Raw genomic sequence first — 22673 nt, forward strand, 5'->3', positions numbered from 1 at the left:
CGGACCCTACCTGCGTGAGGGTCAGGCCGCATTCAGGATGGTGCGGCTCCCGAGGGGAGAGGCCAAAGTCATCTGCATGGTGGCGTAGACGGCCACCATGATGCAGGACTTGTCGGCGGCGTCGGGCTTGGTCCCGGTACGCAGTTCGATGGTGACGGTGGTGTCGGTCTCGGTCACCGACGCGTCGGCTCCGTAGCACTCGGGAGTGCCGGTGACGAAGTGGACCGCGATGGTGTTGGGGGAGACCTGGCTCCACGACTCGAACGGAGTGGTGGTGGCGCGGATCAGATCGGGGGTGGGCTCGAACATCGTGCCCACGTCGCCGACGGGCACTTCGTGAGGAACCGGAGGTGCGCTGGGTTGCTGAGCGAGACCGACCGGCGTGGTGGATCCGACCGTCGGCGTCGTCTCGTCGTCGCTGCCGGAGGCGGTGCTGCAGCCGACCAGCAGCAGGCACAACATGACTCCTGCAGCGAGAAACCTCATGAAACCAAACCGGCGTGAGCTGAGGAGAACCTTTGTGTTCGGCTCATGCGAGGAAGAGTGTCACGAGCGCGATGACGGGGATCGAGACGAGCGTGGTCACGAACGCAGTGTCTCGGGCGAGTACCACCCCGCGCTGGTAGCGGCTGGCGAAGACGAACACGTTCTGTGCGGTCGGCAGCGCCGAGACGACGACGATGGCGAACAGATCGTGTCCGTCCAGACCGAACACGAACCGGGCCATGAGGTAGCCGAGCAGGGGTTGCAGTGCCATCTTGAACACCGTGGCCAGGGCTACGTCCCGTCGTGGACTGATGCCCTTCTGGAGCACTCGGGCACCGTAGAGAGACAGGCCGAAGGCGAGCAACGCGCCCGGGACGGACGCGTTCCCGACGAGCTGGAACGGCTGCATCAACGCCTCGGGCAGCTCGAAGCCGGTGATGGACAGAACCAGTCCTGCAGCGCCGGCCAGCACGATCGGATTCCGGAACGGTGTGGTGACGGTCTTGAGCACCGAGACCTTCTCTATCTCCGTCGAGACGTCGAGAATCGTCACCGCGATCGGGGTGTAGACCATGATCTGGAACAGCAGCAGGGGAGCGACGAAGTTCGCGTCGCCGAGCACGAAGACGGCAATCGGGATACCCAGGTTGGCGGCGTTGACGTACGAACTCGCAAGTGCGCCGACGGTCGCGTCGGGCACGGTTCGTTTCAGAGCCAGCTTGGCTATGACGAAATAGACGGCGCCGACGAGCAGTGCCGTGGTGCCGGCTACGGCCAGTACAGGCGACAGAATGACCGACAGATCCGAGTTCGCCAGCGTGACGAACAGCAGCGCGGGCGTCGCGACGAAGAACACGAGTCGGCTCAGTACGAACTGGCCGTGTTCGCCGAGCACTTTCAGGTGGGCGAGCAGGTAACCCAGTGCGATGACGACGAAGATGACGGTGAAGCCCTCGAGGACGCCGGACATCTACGGACTGCTCATCTCTGGATCGGGAACGACAGAGAGGCCACGTAGCCGATGGCTACGTGGCCTCTCTGAACGAAAGTCTGGATCAGCGGCTGGTGAACGGCAGCAATGCCATCTCACGAGCGTTCTTCACTGCAACAGCGACCTGGCGCTGCTGCTGCGGGGTGAGCCCGGTGACCCGACGGCTGCGGATCTTGCCGCGGTCCGAGATGAACTGACGAAGGAGGTTGATGTCCTTGTAGTCCACCGTGGTGACCTTGGCGGCGTTCAACGGGTTCTTCTTCGGTCGACGGCCTGCCTCTGCGCGGACCTTCTTCGACGGTGCTCTCTTGACTGCCATCTGAAACCTTTTCCCTTTACCAGCTCGACTTGTGGACGCCTGGCAGCTCCCCACGGTGAGCCATCTCGCGCATTTTCACGCGGGACAGACCGAATTTCCGTAGATAACCGCGCGGACGTCCATCCGCAGCGTCACGATTGCGTAATCGTACCGGACTCGAATCGCGCGGCAGACGCTGCAGTGCTGCTTGGGCCTGTGCGCGCTCGGAGTCGCTGCTCGAGGGCCTGCGGATGGTCTCCTTGAGCTCGGCGCGACGGGTTGCCCACCGGGCGACGACGACCTTGCGCTGTTCGTTCTTGGCGATCTTCGACTTCTTCGCCACGGCTACCGCTCCTCTCGGAAATCGACGTGCTTGCGCACGACCGGGTCGTACTTCTTCATCACCAGTCGATCGGGATCGTTGCGACGGTTCTTGCGAGTGACGTAGGTGTAGCCGGTCCCCGCGGTCGACTTCAGCTTGACGATCGGACGGACGTCCGTGCTCTTGCCCATCAGATCTTCTCCCCACGTGCGCGGATCTTGGCGACGACGGCATCGATGCCGTCGCGGTCGATGGTCTTGATGCCCTTGGCCGAGAGCGTGAGAGTGACGCGTCGGCCGAGGCTGGGTGCGTAGTACGTCTTGCGTTGAATGTTGGGGTCCCACCTACGGCTGGTTCGCACGTGGGAGTGCGAGACGGATTTTCCGAAGCCGGGGGTGCGGCCGGTGACTTGGCAGTGCGCGGACACGAGCACTCCTTTCTTTCCGTTATGACAATCGTTTTCGACAAAGCGTGATCTCGAATGTAGCGTGCATCCTCAGAGAATGACAATCGTTGTCGAGAAGAAGGGTGCTCGTGAACAACTCACCGGACGATCGAACCCCGATGGTCCTCGTCTCCGGCTGGACCGGAGCCATGGACGCAGTCGTGACATCGCTGCTCGCGCCGGGGACAGTAGCGGTCCGCCACGATCTGAGCCGCGTCGCCGAAGGTGTCGTGCGTCGCACACTCTCCGTACTGGGGGAGAACCCGCGCGAGACCATTCTGGAGCTGGCGCACGGATGCGTCTCGTGCACGCTTCGGGAGGATCTGCTGCCGCTGCTGCGCGCACTGTCCGCTCGCAGCAACGTCGATCGCATCGTGCTCGCCATGGACCCCGCGCTCGAGCCCGAGGCGCTGTGCTGGGCCGTGGACAACGTCGTCGTGGCGGGTGTCGTCGGGCAGATCGACGGCCCGGCCTCGCGTGACGTCCGCATCGAGGCAGTAGTCGACTGCCTCGATGCCGCAACCTGGCTGGCCGACGCCACCGGCGACGACGCCATGGCCGACCGAGGGATCGTCGCCAGTGGGGACGACGACCGAACCGTCGCGCAGTTGGTGGTGGGGCAGGTCGACTACGCCGATGCGCTCGTCGTCACCGCGGGCCCGGACGTCGACGCGTGGGAACGGGCCCGGCTTGCTGCCGTCCTCGCGCGGCTGGCACCGAATGCGCCCGTCGTCTGGGTGTCCCGGGACGCAATGGTCGACGCCCCAGCGCTTCTCGCGTCCGTGCCCGCCGATGCCCGTCGCGGCGCGATCACCGACGCGCATTCGCCACTGCTGCGCGGTCAGCCGCCGCTGGCCGTCGACTGCGGCGTCACCCTGGTCGAGTTCACCGCAACGCGGCCGTTCCATCCCGAGCGATTGCACGAGGCCATCGACGTGCTGCTCGACGGCGTCGTGACCGCACGAGGGCGGGCGTGGGTCGCCACTCAGCCCGACGAAGCGCTGTGGATCGAATCGGCAGGCGGCGGTCTTCGTGTTGCGAGCGCCGGAAAGTGGCTTGCCGCAATGGAACCGGAGCAGCAGGACCGCGTCGACGCCACCCGTCGGGCAATGGCGGCGCTGCGATGGGACGAGAAGTTCGGCGACCGTGACACCTCTCTGGTGATCCTCGTGCACGAGGCCGACCCCACCGAGATCGACCGAACCCTGCAGTGGGCGTTGGTATCCGACGACGAGATGACGGACCCCTCGGCGTGGTCCGGCTGGACCGATCCGTTCGGCCAGTGGCACGAAGACCCCTGCGACAGCAGCGAATCCCCGTACGCAGAACAATCACGAGAGGCTACAGAATGAAACCAGGCATCCACCCCGACTACCACCCGGTCGTGTTCCAGGATTCGAGCACCGGCAACAAGTTCCTCACCAGGTCCACCGTCACGTCCGCGCGCGAGACCGAATGGGAAGACGGCAACACCTACCCGCTGATCGTCGTCGACGTCTCGTCCGAATCGCACCCCTTCTGGACCGGAGCCGCCCGCGTGATGGACACGCAGGGACGCGTCGAGAAATTCGAGAAGCGTTACGGTCGACGAAGCCGAAAGGACGCCTGAACCATGGCTGTTCCGAAGAGAAAGATGTCGCGCTCGAACACCAGGAGCCGTCGTGCGCAATGGAAAGCCGTTGCTCCCGATCTGGTGACCGTGCGGTTCCAAGGTCGCGAGTTCCGAGTGCCACGGAGATTGGTCAAAGCAGTGCAGACCGGGGTGTACGACCCGAGCTGACCCTCGACGGGTCTATCTTCACTTTCATGAACGACGGACCCAATGCGCGAGATGTGAAGCGGTGGCGGCAGTATCTCGCCGACGAGCGGGCCGAGGCTGCCGTCTATCGCGATCTGGCAGGCCGACGCGTCGGCGAGGAACGCGAGATATTGCTCGCACTCGCCGATGCGGAGGGCCGCCACGAGCAGCATTGGCGAAACCTACTGGGCGAGCGGGTCGGCATGCCGCTCAAGGGCGACATCCGCACCCGCATCCTCGGTGTGCTGGCGCGTCGGTTCGGCTCGGTGTTCGTGCTCGCATTGGCGCAGCGCGCCGAAACGCGCTCTCCGTATGCCACCGACTCCGATGCCACCGACGCCATGACGGCCGATGAGCAGATCCATGCCGAGGTCATCAGGGCACTCGCTGCCCGCGGTCGCAATCGACTGTCCGGCACGTTCCGGGCCGCAGTGTTCGGTGCCAACGACGGCTTGGTGAGCAACCTGGCTCTGGTCCTGGGCATCAGCGGATCCGGTGTGTCCAATCAGATCGTTCTCGTCACCGGACTGGCAGGACTGCTCGCCGGCGCACTGTCGATGGGCGCGGGCGAGTACGTCTCGGTCCGCTCGCAACGCGAACTGCTCGAGGCGTCGTCGCCGGACAGTGCCGCGCGCGATGCCGTCCAACACCTCGACGTCGACGCCAACGAACTGGCGCTGGTCTACCGGGCGCGGGGCATGACCCACGAGGAAGCCGACGCCAAAGCCGCCGAAGTGCTGCGAGTACTACCTGCCGACGAGATGGCCCCCGACGTCGATCAGCACGAGTCCATCGGAACCGGCCTCGGTGCCGCCGGGGCCAGTTTCTGCTTCTTCGCCTCCGGTGCCGTCATCCCGGTGCTGCCGTATCTGTTCGGCCTCGAAGGTTATGTGGCACTTGCCGTTGCCGCCGTCCTCGTCGGAATCGCATTGATCTGTACCGGCTTGGTGGTGGGACTGCTCAGCGGCGGGCCACCGGTCAAACGTGCTCTGCGACAGTTGGCCATCGGCTACGGCGCGGCTGGGGCGACGTATCTACTGGGACTCGCATTCGGTGGGGGAGTGTAGGTTCTGGCTAAAGGTCGAGGATCCCGACAACCTGTCCTTGTCGGTGGGTCGGCCGACAATGTCGATATGCCCATCATCGATTTGACTCGCGAGGATCACGCCTACTTCATCGGACTGTTTCAAACCGACGGTCATCTCGAAAGCGGGAAAGGGCAAAAAGGGAAAGCAACCATCGAACTATCGGCTGTCGACGTCGACTTGCTCACGCGGCTTCCACAACTTTTCGATGGTGTCAGATCTTCCGTATCCACGAGAACGCGCACGACGAACTTTTCTTCTGAGTACACAAGTGCCACCTGGCGTGTCTGCAACCTCGCATTCCGACGCGAACTGGAATTGTGCGGAGTTCCGGCCGGTCGCAAGTCCAACCAGGTGGCTCCGCCTGTCGGCCCGTTTCATCATCGGGGATACTTCCGAGGATTGCTCGATGGCGATGGCAGTGTCGGATTCACTCGGACGGGTGTGCCTTTCGTAGGTTTTGTTACGGCCTCGTCCAGCTTGGCGGACTTCTTCTGCTCGACGGTACGCACAGTTAGCGGGGCTCTTCGCACCGCGAAACGCAACACTCGCGACGACGTGTTCTCGTTGATTGTCGCGAACGACCCAGCGGCGCGTCTGGCTGAGTGGGCCTACCCTCCAGGTTGTTTCGCGCTGGATCGAAAGCGATTGGCGGCAGAGTCAGTCGCCGCTTGGATGAGGCCACCGGGAATGCGTGCTCGCCCACTCCTAGGAAGAAGGTCGTGGTCGGCGGAGGAGGACGCTATTGCGTTGTCCTCGACCGTGAAGGAGGCAGCCAGAGTGCTCGGCCGAACGGAGAGCGCCGTAGTCATCCGTCGCTGGAGACTGCGGCATGCGGACGGCACCGATGTTTGAGGGGACTGCGGCCGCGGCGCACTTCTCGGTTGAAAAGTACGGCATGTGCTTGGGATGCCCCGGTGCCGACTTCATCGACGAGATTCCCGACGCCTACAAGTCGATCGATGTCGTGATGGAGGATGCCCGGGACCTGGTGACCATCCAGCACGAGTTGCGGCAGATCCTCAACGTCAAGGGGACCTGAGTTCACCTCCCGTCGTGCGTGGAAATTCGTAGTGGGTCACGAACTTCCATGCACGACGGGATTGTCCTCGTTCGTCCCGTTGTGCATCGGTGTTCTCGTGCTGTTCACTCAAGTGCTTCGCTTGGTTAACGGATAGAGCGGGCGTCACCGCCACGATCGAGTCATGACGCTCAATCCCGCAGGCGAGACCGTCGCGACCGGTATCCCGGGCACGCTCGCCGAGAACATGACCATGGCCGAGCAGCACGATTGGCATCGGTCATTCCTGCGGCGGCACCCGGTCAGTCGTCGAAACTTCCTGGTGGGAGCCGCCGCGACGGCTGCCGCGATAGGCGTCGGGAATTCGGTGTTCGCGCGCACCGCCTATGCGCAGGACGCTCCACTGGCTGTGGCCGGTCGGCACATGGGATTCGGAAACGACCCGGCGACGCAGTTGCGGTTCTCCGCTCAGCTTTCTCGGAACCCCGGGCTCACCGGAGTCTTTCTCGACCACGGCCCCACGCCGGCGCTGGGCGCGACGACCTCTGCCGAGGTGCGCAACCTGATCAGCCAGGTACCGCAGACCGACGGCGGAATTCTGTCGGCAGAGCAGTACTACGTGCATGTTCCCGTCGACAATCTGACGCCGAAGTTGCCGCACTACTACCGCTGGCGCACCGCCGACGGCTTCGTGAGCGATATTCGCAGCGCATCTCCGGCGCTGCCGTCGGGCCGAATCGCACCGTTCAGGTTCACGATGATGGGCGATCAGGGCGTCGACGAAACACCCTCGCAACCAGAAGGCCTGGTCGCCGGCGACTACGACGACCAGTACTACAAGGCCGACAACGAACCGTCGGTCAAGCACGCGCGCAACATCAATCGGCAGATCGAGGCCTCGCACCCGGACTTCCACATCCTCGCCGGTGACATCGCGTATGCGGACCCGTCGGGTGCCGGTCTGCCGCCGCAGTTCGCGAAGCACGGACAGACGCCGCCGAAGGGATTCGACAAGTTCAACCCCTTCGTCTGGGACGGCTATTTCCAGGCGATCGAAGCCAGTGCGTCGACCGCGCCGTGGTTGTTCGCCACTGGCAACCACGACATGGAAGCGCTGTACAGCCCCAACGGATACGGCGGCCATGCGGCGCGTCTGGATCAGCCGAGCAACGGCCCGAAGGGCTGCCCGTCGGCGTACTCGTTCGTCTACGGCAACACCGCGGTGCTCTCGCTCGACGCGAACGACGTCAGCTACGAGATCAAAGCCAATACCGGGTACAGCGGTGGGGCCCAGAACACCTGGGTGGAGCAGACATTGGCGAAGTACCGTGCCGATCCGAACATCGACTTCATCGTCTGCTTCTTCCATCACTGCGCGTACTCGACCACGTCGACGCATGCGAGCGACGGCGGCGTGCGCGACGCATGGGTTTCGTTGTTCGACAGGTACGAGGTGGATGTGGTGCTCCAGGCTCACAACCACGTCTTCGAACGCACCGATCCCATTCGCGGCAACCGTGCGACGCGGGTCGCCGGTGACAACGCCACGGTCGACGGAAAGACCGACGGCACCGTGTATTACACCGTCGGCGGTGGTGGTCGTCCCCGCTATACGTTCCAGGACGGCGAAGGCGTGAGCTACCGCGGCAACGAGTTGCCCGACACCGCAGTTCCCAACAGTTACGTCTGGGCGCCGGACGGCACGAAGTCGGCCGAGTCCATCACCTGGTCGAGGGTGCGGTTCCTGAACTACTCGTTCGTCAGAGTCGATGTGGTGCCGGGCATTCCGGGCATCACCGCCAGCAGAATGACGATCGGTGCCATCGACGAATACGGCAACGAGTTCGACAGGTTGACCTTCACCCGCGACATCCCGATCGGCCCGAGGTCCGGTTCGTCCTGAGTGCCTGCGGCAGTGGTGCGGTTGAGTGCCCCCTGAGGCACTCGAGCACGCCACTGCGGCGGAGCCGCACTACAACCACTTCTGACGCTTGAACACCACGAACAGTGCAGTCGAGCAGATCGCCATGGCGAGCAGTGCCATCGGGTAGCCGAGTTGCCATTTCAATTCCGGCATGTCGTCGAAGTTCATGCCGTAGATGGCGGCGATCAGGGAGGGCGCGAAAAGAATTGCACCCCATGACGAGATGCGCTTGACCTGTTCGTTCTGCTCCAGGCTGGCTTCGGTCATGTTGCGCATCTCTTCGTTCTGCTGCTGCGCGACGATGGTCGAGTGCACGGTCAACGCATTCTGCAGGTTGGATCGGAAGGACTCGATGCGGTCGGAGACTCGGATCGCGTGATCGTGAACGTCGCGCAGGTAGCGCTGCAGTTCCACGTCCACGTTGTACTTGTCCGACCCTCGCTTGAGCGATTCGATCATCTCGACGAGTGGCTTTGCAGCACGGTCGAATTCGGACACTTCACGGAGCAGCGAATAGATTCGACGCGAGACCGACGGATCGCCGGTGAACAGCTGATCCTCGATCTCGTCGATGTCGTTCTGCAGTCCGGTGACCACCGGGACGTACTCGTCGACCACTTGATCGAGGATGCCGTAGAGGATCGCTTCGGGTCCGAGTTCGATCAGTTCGGGAGATCCTTCGAGGCGCTTTCGCACCATCGCCAGGTCGGGGGATTCGGCATGGCGAATGGTGACGACGAAGTCCGGACCGAGAAAGATGTGCAATTCGCCGAATTCGACCTTTTCGGTCTCGTCGACGTATCGCGCGGGCCGGAGAACGACGAACAGCTGCTCGGCGTACCGTTCCAGTTTCGGCCGCTGGTGGGCTGCGATGGCGTCCTCGACGGCGAGCCGGTGCAGGCCGAACTCGTCTGCCACAGCCATGATTTCGGCGACCTCGGGTCGGTACAACCCGATCCATGCCATTCCGTGCCGCTCGCGCATGACCTCGAAGGTGATATCGAGGCTCTCGGGATTGGCAGTGCGTTTTCCGTTCACGTAGACGGCGTTGTCGATGATCGGCACTTGTTCGTTCACCTCGGTTCTGCGAAATTCTGCTGCGCACCGAGACTATCGCCTGCAACCACAACGCGGACAGTCCCGCCGCCGACGACGACGGGACCGCGCGGTCGAGTCAGCTGGTCTTTCCTGTGATCACGAGAATGGCGGCGTTCTTGTCGACCTCCACGCCCTTCTGATAGTTGGTTCCGATCGCAGTTCCGTCGATGTCGGATCCCTTGATGTTGACGGTCGTGAAGCCCAGATCCTCCAGGGTCTGTTCGGCTGCGGTCGCGGTCATGTCGTAGACGTCCGGGATCTCGATCCGGCTGTCGGGTGTCGACGCGTTGGCGACGGCTCCACCACTGAGCGTGAGTGCCGCGGCGGCTGCGACGGCTGCGATCGACTTCTTGAATCCACTGCGCATGATGTGCTCCTCGTTGTCGTGATCGGTTATGTCTCAAAGCTGCTCGCCGATGCTGGGGCGGGCCTCGGATGTTGCTGTCAGATCCCTGTCAGCGCCGTGACATGCTGGTCCGATGCTTCTCGACGTGCTCGGATTGATCGGTATCGCGGCCTTCGCGGCCTCCGGTGCGTTGATCGGAGTGCATCGCCGGTTGGATCTGTTCGGGGTGTGCGTCGTCGGAATCACGACGGGTATCGGCGGTGGCATCATTCGCGATCTGCTGCTCGGCATCCACCCGCCGACGTCCCTGGACACGTGGCCGAACCTCACCGTCGGCTTCCTGGCCTCGCTGGTCGTGTTCGTCGCGCATCGGCAGATGGGCAAGGTGCGACGCGGAGTTCTGGTGCTCGACGCATTCGGCATGGGCCTGTTCGCATCGACCGGCGCGACGATTGCCTTGGCTTCGGGAGGTAGCGCGTTGGCCGGAGCTCTCATCGGCACGACGACGGCCGTGGCGGGCGGCGTGATCCGAGACGTTCTGGTCAACGAAGTTCCGCTGCTGCTACACCGCGACCTCTATGCGCTGCCGGCTCTGCTCGGTGCGTCGGCCGTCGTGTTGGCCGACGCTGCGGGTCTGCCGGAGAACGTGGGTCTGATCGTGGGAACACTGCTCGCGACGGGGTTGCGTCTGCTCGCGCTGTGGCGAAAGTGGAACCTCCCGCTGGCCAAGCACCTACCCACTCCGTAGTCGGATTGGGCACCCCTCTCAGACATATCTCAGTCGACCAGGACAAACTGTACGGATGCGGATATTGGTGGTCGACGACGATCGAGCGGTGCGTGAGTCGCTGCGCAGGTCGCTGACGTTCAACGGGTACACCGTGGACCTGGCGGTCGACGGTCTCGACGCGCTCGAGCAGGTTGCGGCGGCGCGGCCCGATGCCCTGGTGCTCGACGTGATGATGCCTCGGCTCGACGGTCTCGAGGTGTGTCGTCGATTGCGCAGTGTCGGCGACGACCTGCCGATTCTCGTGTTGACGGCACGGGACTCGGTGTCCGAGCGCGTCGCCGGCCTCGATGCCGGTGCCGACGACTACCTGCCCAAGCCGTTCGCGCTCGAGGAGCTGTTGGCTCGACTGCGGGCACTGCTTCGGCGTACCGCGATGGAAGCGGGCATCGACTCGGAGACCATGACGTTCGCGGACCTGTCGTTGGACCCGGTCACCCGTGAGGTCTCGCGCGCCGAACGCTCGATCAGCCTCACCCGGACCGAGTTCTCGTTGCTCGAGATGCTGATGACCAATCCGCGACGGGTGCTCACCAGGAGTCGCATCCTCGAGGAAGTGTGGGGTTACGACTTCCCGACGTCGGGCAACGCCCTCGAGGTGTACGTCGGTTACCTGCGGCGCAAGACCGAGGCGGAGGGGGAGTCGCGGCTGATCCACACCGTTCGCGGTGTGGGTTACGTCCTGCGCGAGACGCCTCCGTGATGGTCGCTTCGTTCGGGCGCAAGTCGACCGACGGTGTCGGCTCCTCGCCGACGGGGATGCGACCACCGATGCCCCTGACACGGTCGGTGTCGCTGCGGTGGCGGGTGACGTTGCTCGCGGCCTCCGTCGTCGCAATTGCGGTGGCTGTCATGGCCATTGCCGCATACACGGTTGTCTCGCGGGCGCTGTACGGCGATGTGGACACTCAATTGCGTTCTCGTGCATCGGCTTTGGCGGAGTCGACTCTGGTGTCCTACGACCCGCGTTTCGTTGCCGGTGCCACGTTGTACAGCACCGATGTGAGTGTGGCGCTGATCTACCCGGACATGTCCAGCTACAACCCGCCCGGGCCCAAGGTGCCGATCGGCGACGCCGAACTCGCTGTCGTGAGCGGACAACAGGAATCGTCTCTGCGCACACTCGACGATCAACGGGTGCTCGCACTACGCACCAAGGATGGCAGCACTCTCGTCGTCGCACAAAGACTGCTGCCGACCGGGCAAGTACTCGACCGTCTGGCATGGGTGCTGTTGATCGTCGGTGCGTGCGGAGTGGTGCTGGCCGCTGGAGCTGGTATGGCCGTGGGACGCACCGGTTTACGCCCGATCGCCCGGTTGACGGCTGCCGCCGAACGAGTGGCGCGCACCGACGACCTGACACCGATTCCGGTGACCGGTGACGACGAGTTGGCGCGTCTGACAGAGAGTTTCAACACGATGCTCCGCGCGCTCGCCGAATCTCGAGGCAGGCAGAGCAGATTGGTCGCCGACGCCGGCCACGAACTGCGGACGCCGTTGACCTCGCTGCGGACCAACATGGAGTTGCTGATCGCGGCCGGACGCCCCGGAGCCCCGTCCATCCCGGACGAGGACATGGCCGAGCTCCGAACCGACGTGGTGGCGCAGATCCAGGAATTGTCCACCCTGGTGGGTGATCTGGTCGATCTGGCGCGCGAGGATGCGCCGGAGACGGTGTTCGAGCGAGTCGACCTGGCCGATGCCGTCGAACGCAGTCTCGAGCGAGCACGCCGCCGTCGCAACGAAATCGACTTCGATGCGACGCTGATGCCGTGGTTCGTCTACGGCGATCAAGCAGGACTGTCGAGGGCCGTACTGAACGTGCTCGACAATGCGGCGAAGTGGAGCCCGAGCGGCGGTGAGGTGCGAATCGCCATGCGGCAGATCGGCGATGGTCTGCTCGAGTTGACGGTGGACGACGCAGGACCGGGTATTCCCGAGGAAGATCGCGAGTTGGTGTTCGAGCGCTTCTACCGCTCCACGGCATCACGCTCCATGCCCGGAAGTGGCCTGGGCCTTGCCATCGTGCGACAGGTGGTCGTCAAGCACGGCGGCACCATCGGGGTCGAGGTGTCCGAGCGCGGCGGTGCCCTCATTCGAATCGTGTTGCCCGGTGAGGGTGCTCCCGATCCCACGACACTCTCGGCAAACTGATAGCCGGATCTCAGCGACCTCTCAGTACCGCCCTGCACAGTGAGTAGCAAGAAGGCGGGCGGACCTCTACGACGAGGTCTCTACTGAAGGAAGCAACAACGATGAGCGACGACCGTAACGAATCCGAACAGACCGGACAGGGTGCCGGTGGCGAGCAGCATCCGGCGGACCGGGCTTCGCGCGGCGACGAGCAGAGCTACCCCACCCAGCAGCACCCGCCTCAGCAGGTAAACCCCCAGCATGCCAACCCCCAGCAGGTAAACCCCCAGCACGCCGGCACACAACCCCCGCAGCAGGGTTATCCGCAGCAGTACGCCGGCTACGGACAGAACCCCTACCAGCCCGGCTACGGGCCGTACGGTCAACAGAGCGACCCACGGACCGCCCAGCACACCCACGCCCAGCCGCAACACGTTGCACCGCAATCCAACTCTGCGCCTGCCGCGGTGAAGACTCGCTCGGGTCGTTCTGCGCTGGTGGCCGGTGCCATCGCCCTCGTACTGGTCGGCGGCGGAATCGGCGGCGCAGTCGGTGCCATCGCGACCAACAACGCCAACGGCGGCGGGGGAGTGACCAACTCGTTGAACTCCACCGTCACCGCCGCAGAGCCGGCCGCCAACTTCCCCGACGGTTCCGTCCAGGCCGTCGCGAACAAGGTCCTGCCGAGTGTGGTGCAGATCCAGGTGACGGGTTCGCAGGAGGAAGGCGAGGGGTCGGGCGTCATTCTCAGCAGTGACGGCTTGATCCTCACCAACAACCATGTCGCGACGGGTGCAGGTGCCAACGGCAAACTCACCGTCGCGTTCTCCGACGGATCGGTGGCCGACGCGACGATCGTCGGTGCCGACTCGGTCTCGGATATGGCCGTCATCAAGGCCGAGGGCAAGTCGAACCTGACGCCGATCGAGCTGGGTTCGTCGTCGAACCTCGAAGTGGGTCAGCAGGTCGTCGCGATCGGCTCTCCGCTCGGCCTCGCGGGAACGGTCACCACGGGCATCGTGTCCTCGCTGAATCGGCCGGTGTCCACCTCGGGGGAGTCCGGCAACCAGAACTCGGTGATCGACGCCATCCAGACCGACGCTGCGATCAACCCGGGTAATTCCGGCGGCGCGCTCGTCAACACCGACGGACAGCTGATCGGCATCAACACTGCGATCGCCACGATCGGCGGCAGCCAGGGATCCGGAGCCCAGAGCGGATCCATCGGGCTCGGGTTCGCGATCCCGGTGGATCAGGCCAAGCGCATCGCTGACGAGTTGACCACCACAGGTAAGGCCACTCAGGCGATGATCGGGGTGCAGGTGCCGTCGCAGGACGACGCCAACGGCGCAACCGTCGTCGAGGTCACCGAGGGTGGCCCCGCCGCATCGGCAGGCATCCCGACGGGTGCCGTGATCACCAAGCTCGACGACCGCGTCATCTCGAGCGGTGACGCGTTGATCGCCGCGGTGCGCTCGCACGCTCCGGGAGACTCCGTCACCGTCACCTACAGCGAGGGCGGCAGCGAGAAGACGGCGACGGTGACGCTCGGTACCGCGGAGCCCGCCCCGGCCCAGACTCAGACGCAACAGCAAGAACAGCAACTGCCCTTCCAGGTTCCGTCGTTCCCGGGCGGTCGCTGATGTTACGAGAACCAGGCAGGCACGGAACGGTTGCAACGATTTACGCACAGCGTGAGCCGGGTGGAGGCCTTACTACTACGGTGAGCGGTATGGAACTCGACGCACCACTGGCAGGGCGCGCGTTGGTCGTCATCGTGGACGACCGAACAGCGCACAGCACCGAGAAGGACTCGAAGGGCCCGCTCGTCACGGAACTGCTGACCGAGGCAGGATTCCTCGTCGACGGTGTCGTCGCGGTGACGGCAGACGAGGTGGATGTGCGGAATGCACTCAACACCGCGGTGATCGGCGGTGTCGACCTGGTGGTCTCCATCGGTGGCACGGGTGTCTCGCCGCGCGATGTCACTCCCGACGTCACCGCTGAGGTGCTCGACCGCGAGATTCCGGGTATCAGCGAGGCACTGCGCTCGTCGGGACTGGCAGCCGGTTCGCTGGACGCCGGTCTGTCCCGTGGACTGGTCGGTGTGTCCGGAAGCACGCTGGTGGTCAATCTGGCCTCGTCGCGGGCTGCGATTCGCGACGGAATGGCGACGCTGACGCCGCTGGCGAGTCAGGTCATCGCCGAGCTGTCCGGATTGGACGCATAGCGATAGCGATGAGCGAAAAGCCGAACGACGATCGATCGGCCGAAGACGACGCGAGCCGGGCCCGAGCAGAACGGGCCCGGCTCGCTCGTATCTTCGGTGAAGTTCTGCCGGAGACGACCGGAGACGAGCGAAGCGACGGTGCGGGTGCCGAATCCGGCGGCCCGTCCTCGGACGAATGGTTGAAGCAACAGCGACCACCTCATTACTTCTGATGTGATCCACAACACATTTTACGGTCCGGAATCACAGACTTGTTAGTCACTCGTTTACCTGTCGTTAGCGGCCGAGCGGGGCGTCGACTCCGTGTGCGGGGATGATTTTCGCCCGTTTCGATTGCTCGCAAGTACGACGATTTGCCCGTATCGGTCAGGCTCAGATCACCGTCGGCCCATATCAGGGCAGTTTTACTCAGAGATCCCGTGTGTAACGGTTTGGCGTCATCGAGAGATGGTGTGACGCGGGTTACCATCAATTCGGGTGTGAAAGTTGTTCACGCCGCCGAAACACATCACGCGACAGCAACATTCCGCTCGCAACCGTAGGGATTGTCACGATCAGGCATCTCCTCTAATGTTCCCCTCAGCTTCCGACAACGAGGGCGTGGGACCGACCGGTACCGCGCCCTCAACCACGGGACTGCAGGATCGAGGATGTGGCCTTCACGGCTCCATCCGGCTCGGGCTCGTACGCATCGTTGCGTCCGATCTAGTTCGAGGGTGAAAGCCACAAGCTTCCCCGTGCGACACCGCACTGGGACTGAACATGATGAGGAATAAATGACGGAGATCCAGAAGTCGCGGCGCAGCCGGGGACTCAAGTCCATGAGCGTTGCAGTTGCTGCCGGCGCTTCGGTAGTCGGCCTGGTGCTCGGTACCGGAACCGCTTCCGCCGCTGTCGATAGCTCCAAGTCGATCGTTGACGCCGACGGAAACACCGTGGTGTTGACACTGTCCGACTCCTTCGTCAGCGGCGTTGCGCCTCTCGATGGAAACCCGCTGACTCGCGAATGGTTCTACGACGGCCGCGCGACTTTCGATGTTCAGGGACCGACAGCCGATGACTTCGAGGGCACCCTCACCGCTGGCCTGCAGATCGGCTACCCGCTGAGCCTCGACGGTGGCGTGTCCATCGAGTGGGCTTCGCCTTCCGCGAACCTCGGCATCAGCAGCGGCAACGAGTCCACTGTTGGCTTCGAGGGCGAGCTGGGAGACTTGCTCCCGGGTGCCGATGGCGAGCTTCCTGACTTCGGTTCTTTGCCCATCGCGAGCGAGGCCACCTCGGGCAGCGGACTCGACGTCGGCGTCCAGCTGATCCCGCAGGCAACTGCGACCATCGATCTCGCTCCCGGCGGCGGCGTCGTTCAGTCCGAGAGTGCAATCGCCACCTTCAACGAAGAGGCGAACATCTCCAAGACCGAGGGTGACGCAGCAGGGGCACAGGGCTCCATCCAGCTCGCTGGCGTCCACGGCACCGCAACGGGCATCCTGGGCAACGTCACGGTCCGTCCGTACGTCACCCTGCTCAGCGCCAAGGGTGACTCGATCACCACCTACGGCCCGGCAACTCGCCTCAACTGATCTCGTTCGGTTGATTCTGGTTCGCTAGTTCCTCCGGTTCAGGCCCGCACGGATACTCCGTGCGGGCCTGAACTATGTTCGAGACAAGCATATTTCGACGCTACGGAAAGGCTCAGAAGTAGTGATGCATCGCAAAGCCCGGCTCACAGTGTTCGCAGCAGGAGCCGTTGCAGCTCTCGGATTGGTCACCGGCTGCAGTAGCAGTGACGAGGCTGCCACCGGTCAGAACACCGATGCATGCAACACTTTCGCTGCCGACCACAATACGTTTGTCGGCCTGGTGACCGCGGGACCGGGATCGGCAGCCAACATCGAGAAGTGGACGGCTGACAAGCAGGCTGCCGTCGACGCGTTGAAGTCGGTGCCCGGAACGGCTTCCGGTGATGTTGCGTCCGCATCCACCACGTTCGTGGAAGCCCTACCCGACGACACCCTCGAACTGTCGGAGACCGACAGCGCATCCGGCAAGGCGTTCGTCGACAATGGCGCAGCCGTGAAGTCGGCGTGCGAGGCCGACGGCACGACGATCACCCTCGACGCGTTGCCACTTACCACCTTCACCAACTGATCGCGTGCCGGCCCGCTTGGCCTGTCCCATCACCGCCCCACCAACGAATGAATGCGCCATTCACGCAATCAGATTGCGTCACTGGCGCATTCATTCGTGAAGCAGACCGGCGTCAGTCCTTGGAATGTTTGCCGAGGTCCGGGGCTGCGTCCATGGCCTCGCCGCTACCGCCGGTGGTGTCGGCCGCGGTCGACAGTTTCTGTCCCGCTGCGGTTCCTCCCGCGAGGATGTCGCGAATCTGCACCAACACGTCGACGTCGCTCAGTTCCTTCTCCGGCTGGCTCACGAAGCGCTTCTTCGCCGTGTTCACCGGGAGGATCAGCACGAAGTAGACGACCGCCGCGATGATGACGAAGTTGATGATCGCGGTGATGACGGCACCGACGTTGACGAACGATTCCGGCGACGACGTGATCTGAAACCCGAACCCGTATTCGTTGCTGCCACCGAGGGCAGCGACAAGGGGGTTGATGACGTTCGTCGTGAATGCGGTGACGATTGCGGTGAATGCTGCGCCGACGACGACGGCGACTGCGAGGTCCACCACGTTGCCGCGGAGTAGAAAGTCCTTGAAGCCCTTCAGCATGAGCCCTTCTCCCAACGTTCGGTTTGTTCTGTCTCGAAAGACGTTAGTGCAGGGTGACCGTGAGCGCGCTGACCAAAGAGGCTGCCGCGACCGTCGTCGCGTCGTTCGTCGGTAGGGCCAGCAAGACGACTCGGTCTCGCTGCCGATTGCCACCGGCGTCGGCGGAGACGAGCACAACCATCGCTCCCGACGCCAGCACCCGTGCCGCGGGCACCGCATTCGGGTCGTCCTGAGACTCGACCGTCAACACGTCGACGCGATCACCTTCACGTAGCAGGTCGGTCACCGCAGCGTCGGCGAGATGCACCGGTACGACGCGTGCCTCGGTCCCCAGCGTCGTCGTGGCGGTCCGAGATCCGAGCAGTCGCACGTCGGTGAGCAGTTCGCCCGCTCGGACCGGCCCGGTGAGGGTCTGGCCGTCCACGGCTTCGGATTCGACGAGTGCGCCCTCGGGGACGTTCGCCCCGTCCCACTCAGCGACGGCGATATCGGCCTGCGTCAGTACGGTGCCGGGTGTCAGGTCGCGTCCGGCCGTGATCACCCGCACTCGGTCGTCGCCGGCGGCGTCGTCGAGGAACAGCACCAGTGCAACCGCGACCAGAACCCCGGCCGCGATCCGCCTGAATTTCGTGGATCCGACCCATGCCGGACGCAGGGTGATGCGATCGAGCAGCGTCGAGTCGAGTCGATTCTTGCCGGCAGCCATGGCGCAAACGGTATCGCTGCCCGAGCCGGAACAGGCACCGAAAAGGCCGGGCTGTGGATAACGGCCCGGCCTGTGGATGAAGCGGAAAACTACTGGCTGGCAGCAGCTTTCGTGGTCGAAGACGAAGAGGAACTGCTCGACGACGACGAATCCGAAGATTTCTTCTCGGCGGGCTTCGAGTCGGTCTTGCTGTCCGATTTCGTGGCTGCCGCATCGGACTTCTTCTCGCCTGCGCCCTCGCTGGAGGTGCTGGAGCCGCCGCGGCTGTCGGTGCGGTAGAAGCCGCTGCCCTTGAAGACGATGCCGACGGAGTTGAACAGCTTGCGAAGCTTGCCCGAGCACGCGGGGCACACCGTCAGTGTGTCGTCGGTGAAGGACTGAACGATGTCGAAGCGGTTGTCGCACTCGGTGCATGCGTATGAGTAAGTGGGCATCGTGTTTCCTCCGCGCTGGTCACCGAGGAAATTCGCCGCTCTGCTGGCCGAGGCCGAACACCGCCGGTGTCTTGTCTGTTCGTCGAAACTGTCGAAACTGGGGAGAGCATTAGCACTCTACAGTCAGGAGTGCCAACGAATCGAATCCTAGCGTTATTCCGTACTCAAGCGTACGAGCCCGCCGGCGGTGAGCACGTGTGTCACCGGTCTGTCGTGCGATTCGGCAGGTAGACGATCGACCACTTCGCTCTCGCGCACCACCGCGACCAGCATCGCGTCGGGTCTGCACAGGTCGAGAGTTCGATCGTAGAAGCCTGCGCCTCGGCCCAGCCTGTTTCCGTTCCGGTCCACGGCCAGCGCCGGAACGAGAACCAGAGTGCACTCCGACACCGCGTCGGGATCGAGCGTCGGTCCCGACGGTTCCAACAACCCGAACGGTGCCGTCACCAACGACTCACGCCCGGCGTATCGAACCCAGCGCAACAGCCCCGGCTCGTGCGCACTCGGAAGCAGAACGACCGACCCGGCCGCGGCCATCGCGTCGAGCATCTCGATCGAACCCGGCTCCCGGCCGACCGGAACGTACGCGGCGACGACGGGGTGTTCGGCAGCCAATTCGCCGAGGACGTGACAGAGTGCAGAGGACTCCATTGCGCGTTGCGCACCGTCGAGCAGTCGGCGTTCGGCGAGAACATACTTTCGCCATCGATCCTTGGGCGTGTTCTCCGTGAATTCGGGAACGGTCACAACGATTCGTCCTCCCTTCGTGTGCAGTCGTTCAACGATATGCACTCGGGGGTAAAACGCAGCACACGGCGAGCAGATCACCAGAAACCATGGATAGGGTGAGCACCATGACAGAAGCCGTTACAGCGACGACCGCCGCCACGCCCGTGCATTTCCGCACGGCCATCGTTCCCGCAGCGGGCATGGGTACCCGGTTCCTGCCGGCCACGAAAACCGTTCCGAAGGAACTGCTTCCGGTGGTCGACACTCCCGGTATCGAGCTCGTCGCAGGCGAGGCCGCAGATTCCGGCGCGCAGCGACTCGTGATCGTCACGTCCCCCGGCAAGGACGGCGTCGTCGCCCACTTCGTCGAGGATCTCGTCCTCGAGAACAAGCTCGAGGCCAGCGGCAAGCTCGAGATGCTCGAGAAGGTGCGGGTCGCCCCCGGTCTGCTCGACGTCCAGTCGGTCATTCAGCACGAGCCGCTCGGACTCGGGCATGCCGTCGCCTGTGCCGAGGAAGTCCTCGACGACGACGAGGATTCCGTCGCCGTTCTGCTTCCCGACGATCTGGTGATGCCCCGCGGTGTGCTCGACGTCATGGCCCGCGTGCGCGCCAAGCGCGGTGGCTCGGTGTTGTGCGCCATCGAAGTTCCCGACGACAAGGTCTCCTCCTACGGCGTCTTCTCCGTCGAGATCGTGCCCGACGCGGTCAACCCGAACGTCCTCAAGGTCACCGGAATGGTCGAAAAGCCCAAGCAGGAGGACGCCCCGTCCAACCTGGCCGCGGCGGGCCGCTACCTGCTCGACCGTGCGATCTTCGACGCTCTGCGACGGATAAAGCCCGGTGCCGGCGGCGAGCTGCAGCTCACCGACGCCATCGCGTTGCTCATCGAAGAAGGCCATCCCGTGCACGTGGTGGTGCACCGCGGATCGAGACACGACCTCGGAAATCCCGGGGGATACCTGCGCGCTGCGGTTGACTTTGCTCTACAACGTGACGACTACGGCCCAGCCCTGCGCGAATGGCTGAACGAACGCTTGAGCGACAGCTGGGCACCGGAACTGACCACGTACGAATAGCATCGCGGGTCGATGCCATAGAGGAAGGGCCAGATGCGCTCGGTCGAAGATCAGCAGACCCGGGTGACCGCCGCGGCGGTGGCTCCACGGCCTGTTCGGGTCGCCATCTCGGAAGCACAGGGCCTGCTGTGTGCAGAAGAAGTGGTAACCGAGCGTCCCCTTCCCGGTTTCGACCAGGCAGCGATCGACGGCTACGCGGTACGGAGCGTCGATGTGGCCGCCGCGGGCACCGACCTGCGCAACGAGGACGACGAACGCATCGATCTGACGCTTCCCGTCGTCGGCGAGGTGTCCGCCGGTTCGCGTCAACCCATCCGGTTGCAACCGCGTCAGGCAGTGCGAGTCGACACAGGCGCGCCGCTGCCGACACTGGCCGACGCGGTGTTGCCCCTGGACAGAACCGATAGCGGTCGGGCCCGCGTCAAGGTGTTCCGTCCGGTGCGCTCGGGCGACTACGTCCGAAAGATCGGCGACGACGTGCAGCCCGGTGACGTGGCGGTTCGCGCAGGCACGATCATCGGCGCAGCTCAGGTCGGTCTGCTCGCTGCCGTCGGGCGCGACAAGGTGCTGGTGCATCCGCGGCCGCGGCTCTCGGTCATCTCCGTGGGCGGCGAATTGGTCGACACCGATCGGACCCCGGGGCCCGGTCAGGTGTACGACGTCAACTCCTACGCTCTGGCCGCCGCGGCGCGCGACGCCGGAGCCGACGTCAACCGCGTCGGGATCGTCAGCACCGATCCCAAGCGACTGCGCGAGGTGGTCGAGGGTCAGCTGATTCGATCCGAGATCGTGGTCATCGCCGGAGCGGTGGGCGGCGGTGCATCGGACGGTGTGCGTGAGGCGCTCGGCGAACTCGGCGACATGGAAGTGGAGCGAGTTGCCATGCACCCCGGATCCGTCCAGGGCTTCGGTCAACTCGGACGCGACGAGGTACCCACCTTTCTGTTGCCGGCCAACCCCGTCAGCGCGCTCGTGGTGTTCGAGGTCATGGTGCGTCCGCTGATTCGCATCGCTCTGGGTCGACGGCAGCCGATGCGTCGGACCGTCACCGCACGAACCGTCGCGCCGATCACCTCGATCGAGGACCGTAAGGGATTTCTCCGCGGCCAGCTCATGCGCGACGAGGGAACCGGTGAATACCTGGTTCAGGCGCTCGGCGGTGCACCCGGATCGTCCTCGCACCTGCTCGCGACACTCGCCGAGGCGAACTGCCTGGTCGTCATCGATCCCGAGGTCACCGAAATCCGAACCGGCGAAGAAGTGAAGGTCTCGTTCCTCGCTCAACGAGGCTGACGCCAGTGGTGCGGTCGAGTGCCGCCTGGGCACTTAAGCGCACCACTGGGCGGAGCGCATACGATCGACGGATGCCGCGAACGTGGTCGAGCCACCCAGGTTGGCCGGCGAAATTGGGTCCAGTGAGAGTGGCCGGCGGAACCGTCACGGTGCGGCCGGTGCGGATGCGCGACGCGGCCGCCTGGAGTCGGATTCGCACCGCGGATCGCGCCCACCTCGAACCCTGGGAGCCCAGCGGGGAAGGCAGCTGGAACTCACGGCATCACATCTCCTCGTGGCCGAGCCTGTGCTCGGGGCTCAAATCCGAAGCGCGCAAGGGACACATGCTGCCGCTGGTCATCGAGGTCGACGGCGAATTCTGTGGCCAGATCACCACCGGCAACATCGTGCGGGGCGCACTTCGATCGGCCTGGATCGGGTACTGGGTGTCCAAGGAAGTCAACGGCAAGGGCGTGGCGACCGCGGCTCTGGCGCTCGGGCTCGATCACTGCTTCGGTCCCGTCGGACTCCATCGCGTCGAAGCGACGGTGCGACCGGAGAACCTTGCCAGCCAGGCGGTGCTGCGCAATGTCGGTTTCCGCGAAGAAGGACTGCTCTACAAGTACCTCGACGTCGACGGCGAATGGCGCGATCACAAGCTCGTCGCGATCACCTCGGGTGAGGTGCAGGGAACCGTCGTCGATCGGTTGGTTCGCGCGGGTCGGGCTGCGTGGGCCTGATTCCCGCTGCTGCGGCAC

28 protein-coding genes and 1 pseudogene are annotated in these 22673 nt (G+C 64.3%); 17 read left to right on the forward strand and 12 right to left on the reverse strand.

The window, feature by feature from the left end; all coding sequences use genetic code 11:
* Positions 1 to 21: 21 nt before the first annotated feature.
* The 6 genes from R3P93_RS06090 to rpmB all read right to left on the reverse strand — a co-directional run bounded on the left by R3P93_RS06090 (position 22) and on the right by rpmB (position 2524).
* Positions 22 to 486 carry a hypothetical protein gene (locus tag R3P93_RS06090; protein ID WP_068050174.1) on the reverse strand — a complete coding sequence of 155 codons (465 nt, stop codon included), beginning with the start codon at positions 484 to 486 and terminating at the stop codon, positions 22 to 24.
* A gap of 43 nt (positions 487 to 529) precedes the next feature.
* Entirely contained in the window at positions 530 to 1456 is a 927-nt protein-coding gene (locus R3P93_RS06095; RefSeq protein ID WP_094639540.1) for an AEC family transporter, read from the reverse strand.
* 85 nt (positions 1457 to 1541) lie between these two features.
* Complete coding sequence (rpsR, locus tag R3P93_RS06100; protein WP_008719028.1) at positions 1542 to 1796, reverse strand: 30S ribosomal protein S18; 255 nt, start codon at positions 1794 to 1796, stop codon at positions 1542 to 1544.
* A gap of 16 nt (positions 1797 to 1812) precedes the next feature.
* A complete protein-coding gene (rpsN, locus tag R3P93_RS06105; protein ID WP_068050178.1) occupies positions 1813 to 2118 on the reverse strand; it encodes a 30S ribosomal protein S14 in 306 nt (101 codons plus the stop codon).
* Positions 2119 to 2120: 2 nt separating this feature from the next.
* A complete protein-coding gene (rpmG, locus tag R3P93_RS06110) occupies positions 2121 to 2291 on the reverse strand; it encodes a 50S ribosomal protein L33 (protein WP_170944568.1) in 171 nt (56 codons plus the stop codon).
* A complete protein-coding gene (gene rpmB, locus R3P93_RS06115) occupies positions 2288 to 2524 on the reverse strand; it encodes a 50S ribosomal protein L28 (protein WP_032404320.1) in 237 nt (78 codons plus the stop codon). Before rpmB ends, rpmG begins: the two co-directional genes overlap by 4 nt.
* 137 nt (positions 2525 to 2661) lie before the next feature.
* On the opposite strand from rpmB, the gene mrf reads away from it, so the two are divergent.
* From mrf to R3P93_RS06145, 6 genes and pseudogenes are all read left to right on the forward strand, one after another.
* Positions 2662 to 3894 carry a ribosome hibernation factor-recruiting GTPase MRF gene (gene mrf / locus R3P93_RS06120; protein ID WP_317532692.1) on the forward strand — a complete coding sequence of 411 codons (1233 nt, stop codon included), beginning with the start codon at positions 2662 to 2664 and terminating at the stop codon, positions 3892 to 3894.
* The gene (locus R3P93_RS06125; RefSeq protein WP_121870664.1) at positions 3891 to 4151 is read left to right on the forward strand and encodes a type B 50S ribosomal protein L31; all 261 of its coding nucleotides are present in this window, start codon (positions 3891 to 3893) and stop codon (positions 4149 to 4151) included. Before mrf ends, R3P93_RS06125 begins: the two co-directional genes overlap by 4 nt.
* A 3-nt stretch (positions 4152 to 4154) precedes the next feature.
* Positions 4155 to 4322 (forward strand): 50S ribosomal protein L32, encoded by a 168-nt coding sequence (gene rpmF / locus R3P93_RS06130; protein ID WP_032388658.1) that lies wholly within the window; start codon positions 4155 to 4157, stop codon positions 4320 to 4322.
* Between the two features lie 26 nt (positions 4323 to 4348).
* Positions 4349 to 5407: a VIT1/CCC1 transporter family protein gene (locus tag R3P93_RS06135; RefSeq protein WP_283347130.1), complete on the forward strand. Its 1059-nt coding sequence runs from the start codon at positions 4349 to 4351 to the stop codon at positions 5405 to 5407.
* A 931-nt stretch (positions 5408 to 6338) separates the two neighbouring features.
* A pseudogene (locus R3P93_RS06140) lies at positions 6339 to 6467 on the forward strand (RtcB family protein); the annotation flags it as partial.
* Positions 6468 to 6630: 163 nt separating this feature from the next.
* Entirely contained in the window at positions 6631 to 8349 is a 1719-nt protein-coding gene (locus R3P93_RS06145; protein WP_283347129.1) for a metallophosphoesterase, read from the forward strand.
* A gap of 69 nt (positions 8350 to 8418) precedes the next feature.
* On the opposite strand, the gene R3P93_RS06150 is transcribed toward R3P93_RS06145, so the two are convergent.
* Together R3P93_RS06150 and R3P93_RS06155 are read right to left on the reverse strand one after the other, a co-directional pair.
* Positions 8419 to 9435 carry a magnesium and cobalt transport protein CorA gene (locus R3P93_RS06150; protein ID WP_094686688.1) on the reverse strand — a complete coding sequence of 339 codons (1017 nt, stop codon included), beginning with the start codon at positions 9433 to 9435 and terminating at the stop codon, positions 8419 to 8421.
* 109 nt (positions 9436 to 9544) lie between these two features.
* Complete coding sequence (locus R3P93_RS06155; protein ID WP_283347128.1) at positions 9545 to 9835, reverse strand: PASTA domain-containing protein; 291 nt, start codon at positions 9833 to 9835, stop codon at positions 9545 to 9547.
* Positions 9836 to 9947: 112 nt separating this feature from the next.
* Between R3P93_RS06155 and R3P93_RS06160 the strand changes: the two genes are divergently transcribed.
* From R3P93_RS06160 to R3P93_RS06195, 8 genes are all read left to right on the forward strand, one after another.
* Positions 9948 to 10562 (forward strand): trimeric intracellular cation channel family protein, encoded by a 615-nt coding sequence (locus R3P93_RS06160; RefSeq protein WP_283347127.1) that lies wholly within the window; start codon positions 9948 to 9950, stop codon positions 10560 to 10562.
* Between the two features lie 55 nt (positions 10563 to 10617).
* Complete coding sequence (locus tag R3P93_RS06165) at positions 10618 to 11304, forward strand: response regulator transcription factor (protein ID WP_032395747.1); 687 nt, start codon at positions 10618 to 10620, stop codon at positions 11302 to 11304.
* Positions 11304 to 12755: a HAMP domain-containing sensor histidine kinase gene (locus R3P93_RS06170; protein WP_149405599.1), complete on the forward strand. Its 1452-nt coding sequence runs from the start codon at positions 11304 to 11306 to the stop codon at positions 12753 to 12755. The genes R3P93_RS06165 and R3P93_RS06170 overlap by 1 nt, the downstream gene beginning before the upstream one ends.
* Before the next feature lie 101 nt (positions 12756 to 12856).
* The gene (locus tag R3P93_RS06175) at positions 12857 to 14377 is read left to right on the forward strand and encodes a S1C family serine protease (RefSeq protein ID WP_283347126.1); all 1521 of its coding nucleotides are present in this window, start codon (positions 12857 to 12859) and stop codon (positions 14375 to 14377) included.
* 89 nt (positions 14378 to 14466) lie between these two features.
* The gene (locus R3P93_RS06180; protein ID WP_037191958.1) at positions 14467 to 14964 is read left to right on the forward strand and encodes a MogA/MoaB family molybdenum cofactor biosynthesis protein; all 498 of its coding nucleotides are present in this window, start codon (positions 14467 to 14469) and stop codon (positions 14962 to 14964) included.
* A gap of 8 nt (positions 14965 to 14972) precedes the next feature.
* Positions 14973 to 15176 (forward strand): hypothetical protein, encoded by a 204-nt coding sequence (locus R3P93_RS06185; RefSeq protein WP_283347125.1) that lies wholly within the window; start codon positions 14973 to 14975, stop codon positions 15174 to 15176.
* 564 nt (positions 15177 to 15740) lie between these two features.
* Positions 15741 to 16541, forward strand: coding sequence for an MspA family porin (locus R3P93_RS06190; protein ID WP_283347124.1), 801 nt, complete (start codon positions 15741 to 15743; stop codon positions 16539 to 16541).
* Positions 16542 to 16665: 124 nt separating this feature from the next.
* On the forward strand, positions 16666 to 17109 hold the full coding sequence (locus tag R3P93_RS06195) for a hypothetical protein (RefSeq protein ID WP_269594634.1): 444 nt from the start codon (positions 16666 to 16668) through the stop codon (positions 17107 to 17109).
* 112 nt (positions 17110 to 17221) lie between these two features.
* On the opposite strand, the gene mscL is transcribed toward R3P93_RS06195, so the two are convergent.
* The 4 genes from mscL to R3P93_RS06215 form a co-directional block, all read right to left on the reverse strand.
* A complete protein-coding gene (gene mscL, locus R3P93_RS06200) occupies positions 17222 to 17695 on the reverse strand; it encodes a large conductance mechanosensitive channel protein MscL (RefSeq protein WP_037191966.1) in 474 nt (157 codons plus the stop codon).
* A 43-nt stretch (positions 17696 to 17738) separates the two neighbouring features.
* Positions 17739 to 18401: an SAF domain-containing protein gene (locus R3P93_RS06205; RefSeq protein ID WP_269594635.1), complete on the reverse strand. Its 663-nt coding sequence runs from the start codon at positions 18399 to 18401 to the stop codon at positions 17739 to 17741.
* Between the two features lie 89 nt (positions 18402 to 18490).
* Positions 18491 to 18835 carry an FmdB family zinc ribbon protein gene (locus tag R3P93_RS06210; RefSeq protein ID WP_094639550.1) on the reverse strand — a complete coding sequence of 115 codons (345 nt, stop codon included), beginning with the start codon at positions 18833 to 18835 and terminating at the stop codon, positions 18491 to 18493.
* Between the two features lie 153 nt (positions 18836 to 18988).
* Positions 18989 to 19582 carry a 5-formyltetrahydrofolate cyclo-ligase gene (locus tag R3P93_RS06215; RefSeq protein WP_317532632.1) on the reverse strand — a complete coding sequence of 198 codons (594 nt, stop codon included), beginning with the start codon at positions 19580 to 19582 and terminating at the stop codon, positions 18989 to 18991.
* A 107-nt stretch (positions 19583 to 19689) separates the two neighbouring features.
* Here R3P93_RS06215 and R3P93_RS06220 point away from each other — a divergent pair, with 107 nt between their 5' ends.
* The 3 genes from R3P93_RS06220 (at position 19690) to R3P93_RS06230 (ending at position 22655) form a co-directional block, all read left to right on the forward strand.
* Entirely contained in the window at positions 19690 to 20643 is a 954-nt protein-coding gene (locus R3P93_RS06220; protein ID WP_037192236.1) for a UTP--glucose-1-phosphate uridylyltransferase, read from the forward strand.
* Between the two features lie 33 nt (positions 20644 to 20676).
* Positions 20677 to 21936 (forward strand): molybdotransferase-like divisome protein Glp, encoded by a 1260-nt coding sequence (gene glp, locus R3P93_RS06225; protein ID WP_032395737.1) that lies wholly within the window; start codon positions 20677 to 20679, stop codon positions 21934 to 21936.
* Positions 21937 to 22007: 71 nt separating this feature from the next.
* Entirely contained in the window at positions 22008 to 22655 is a 648-nt protein-coding gene (locus R3P93_RS06230; RefSeq protein ID WP_037191969.1) for a GNAT family N-acetyltransferase, read from the forward strand.
* Positions 22656 to 22673: the final 18 nt, after the last annotated feature.

Source organism: Rhodococcus cerastii (assembly GCF_033042195.1).
Taxonomy (GTDB): Bacteria; Actinomycetota; Actinomycetes; order Mycobacteriales; family Mycobacteriaceae; genus Rhodococcoides.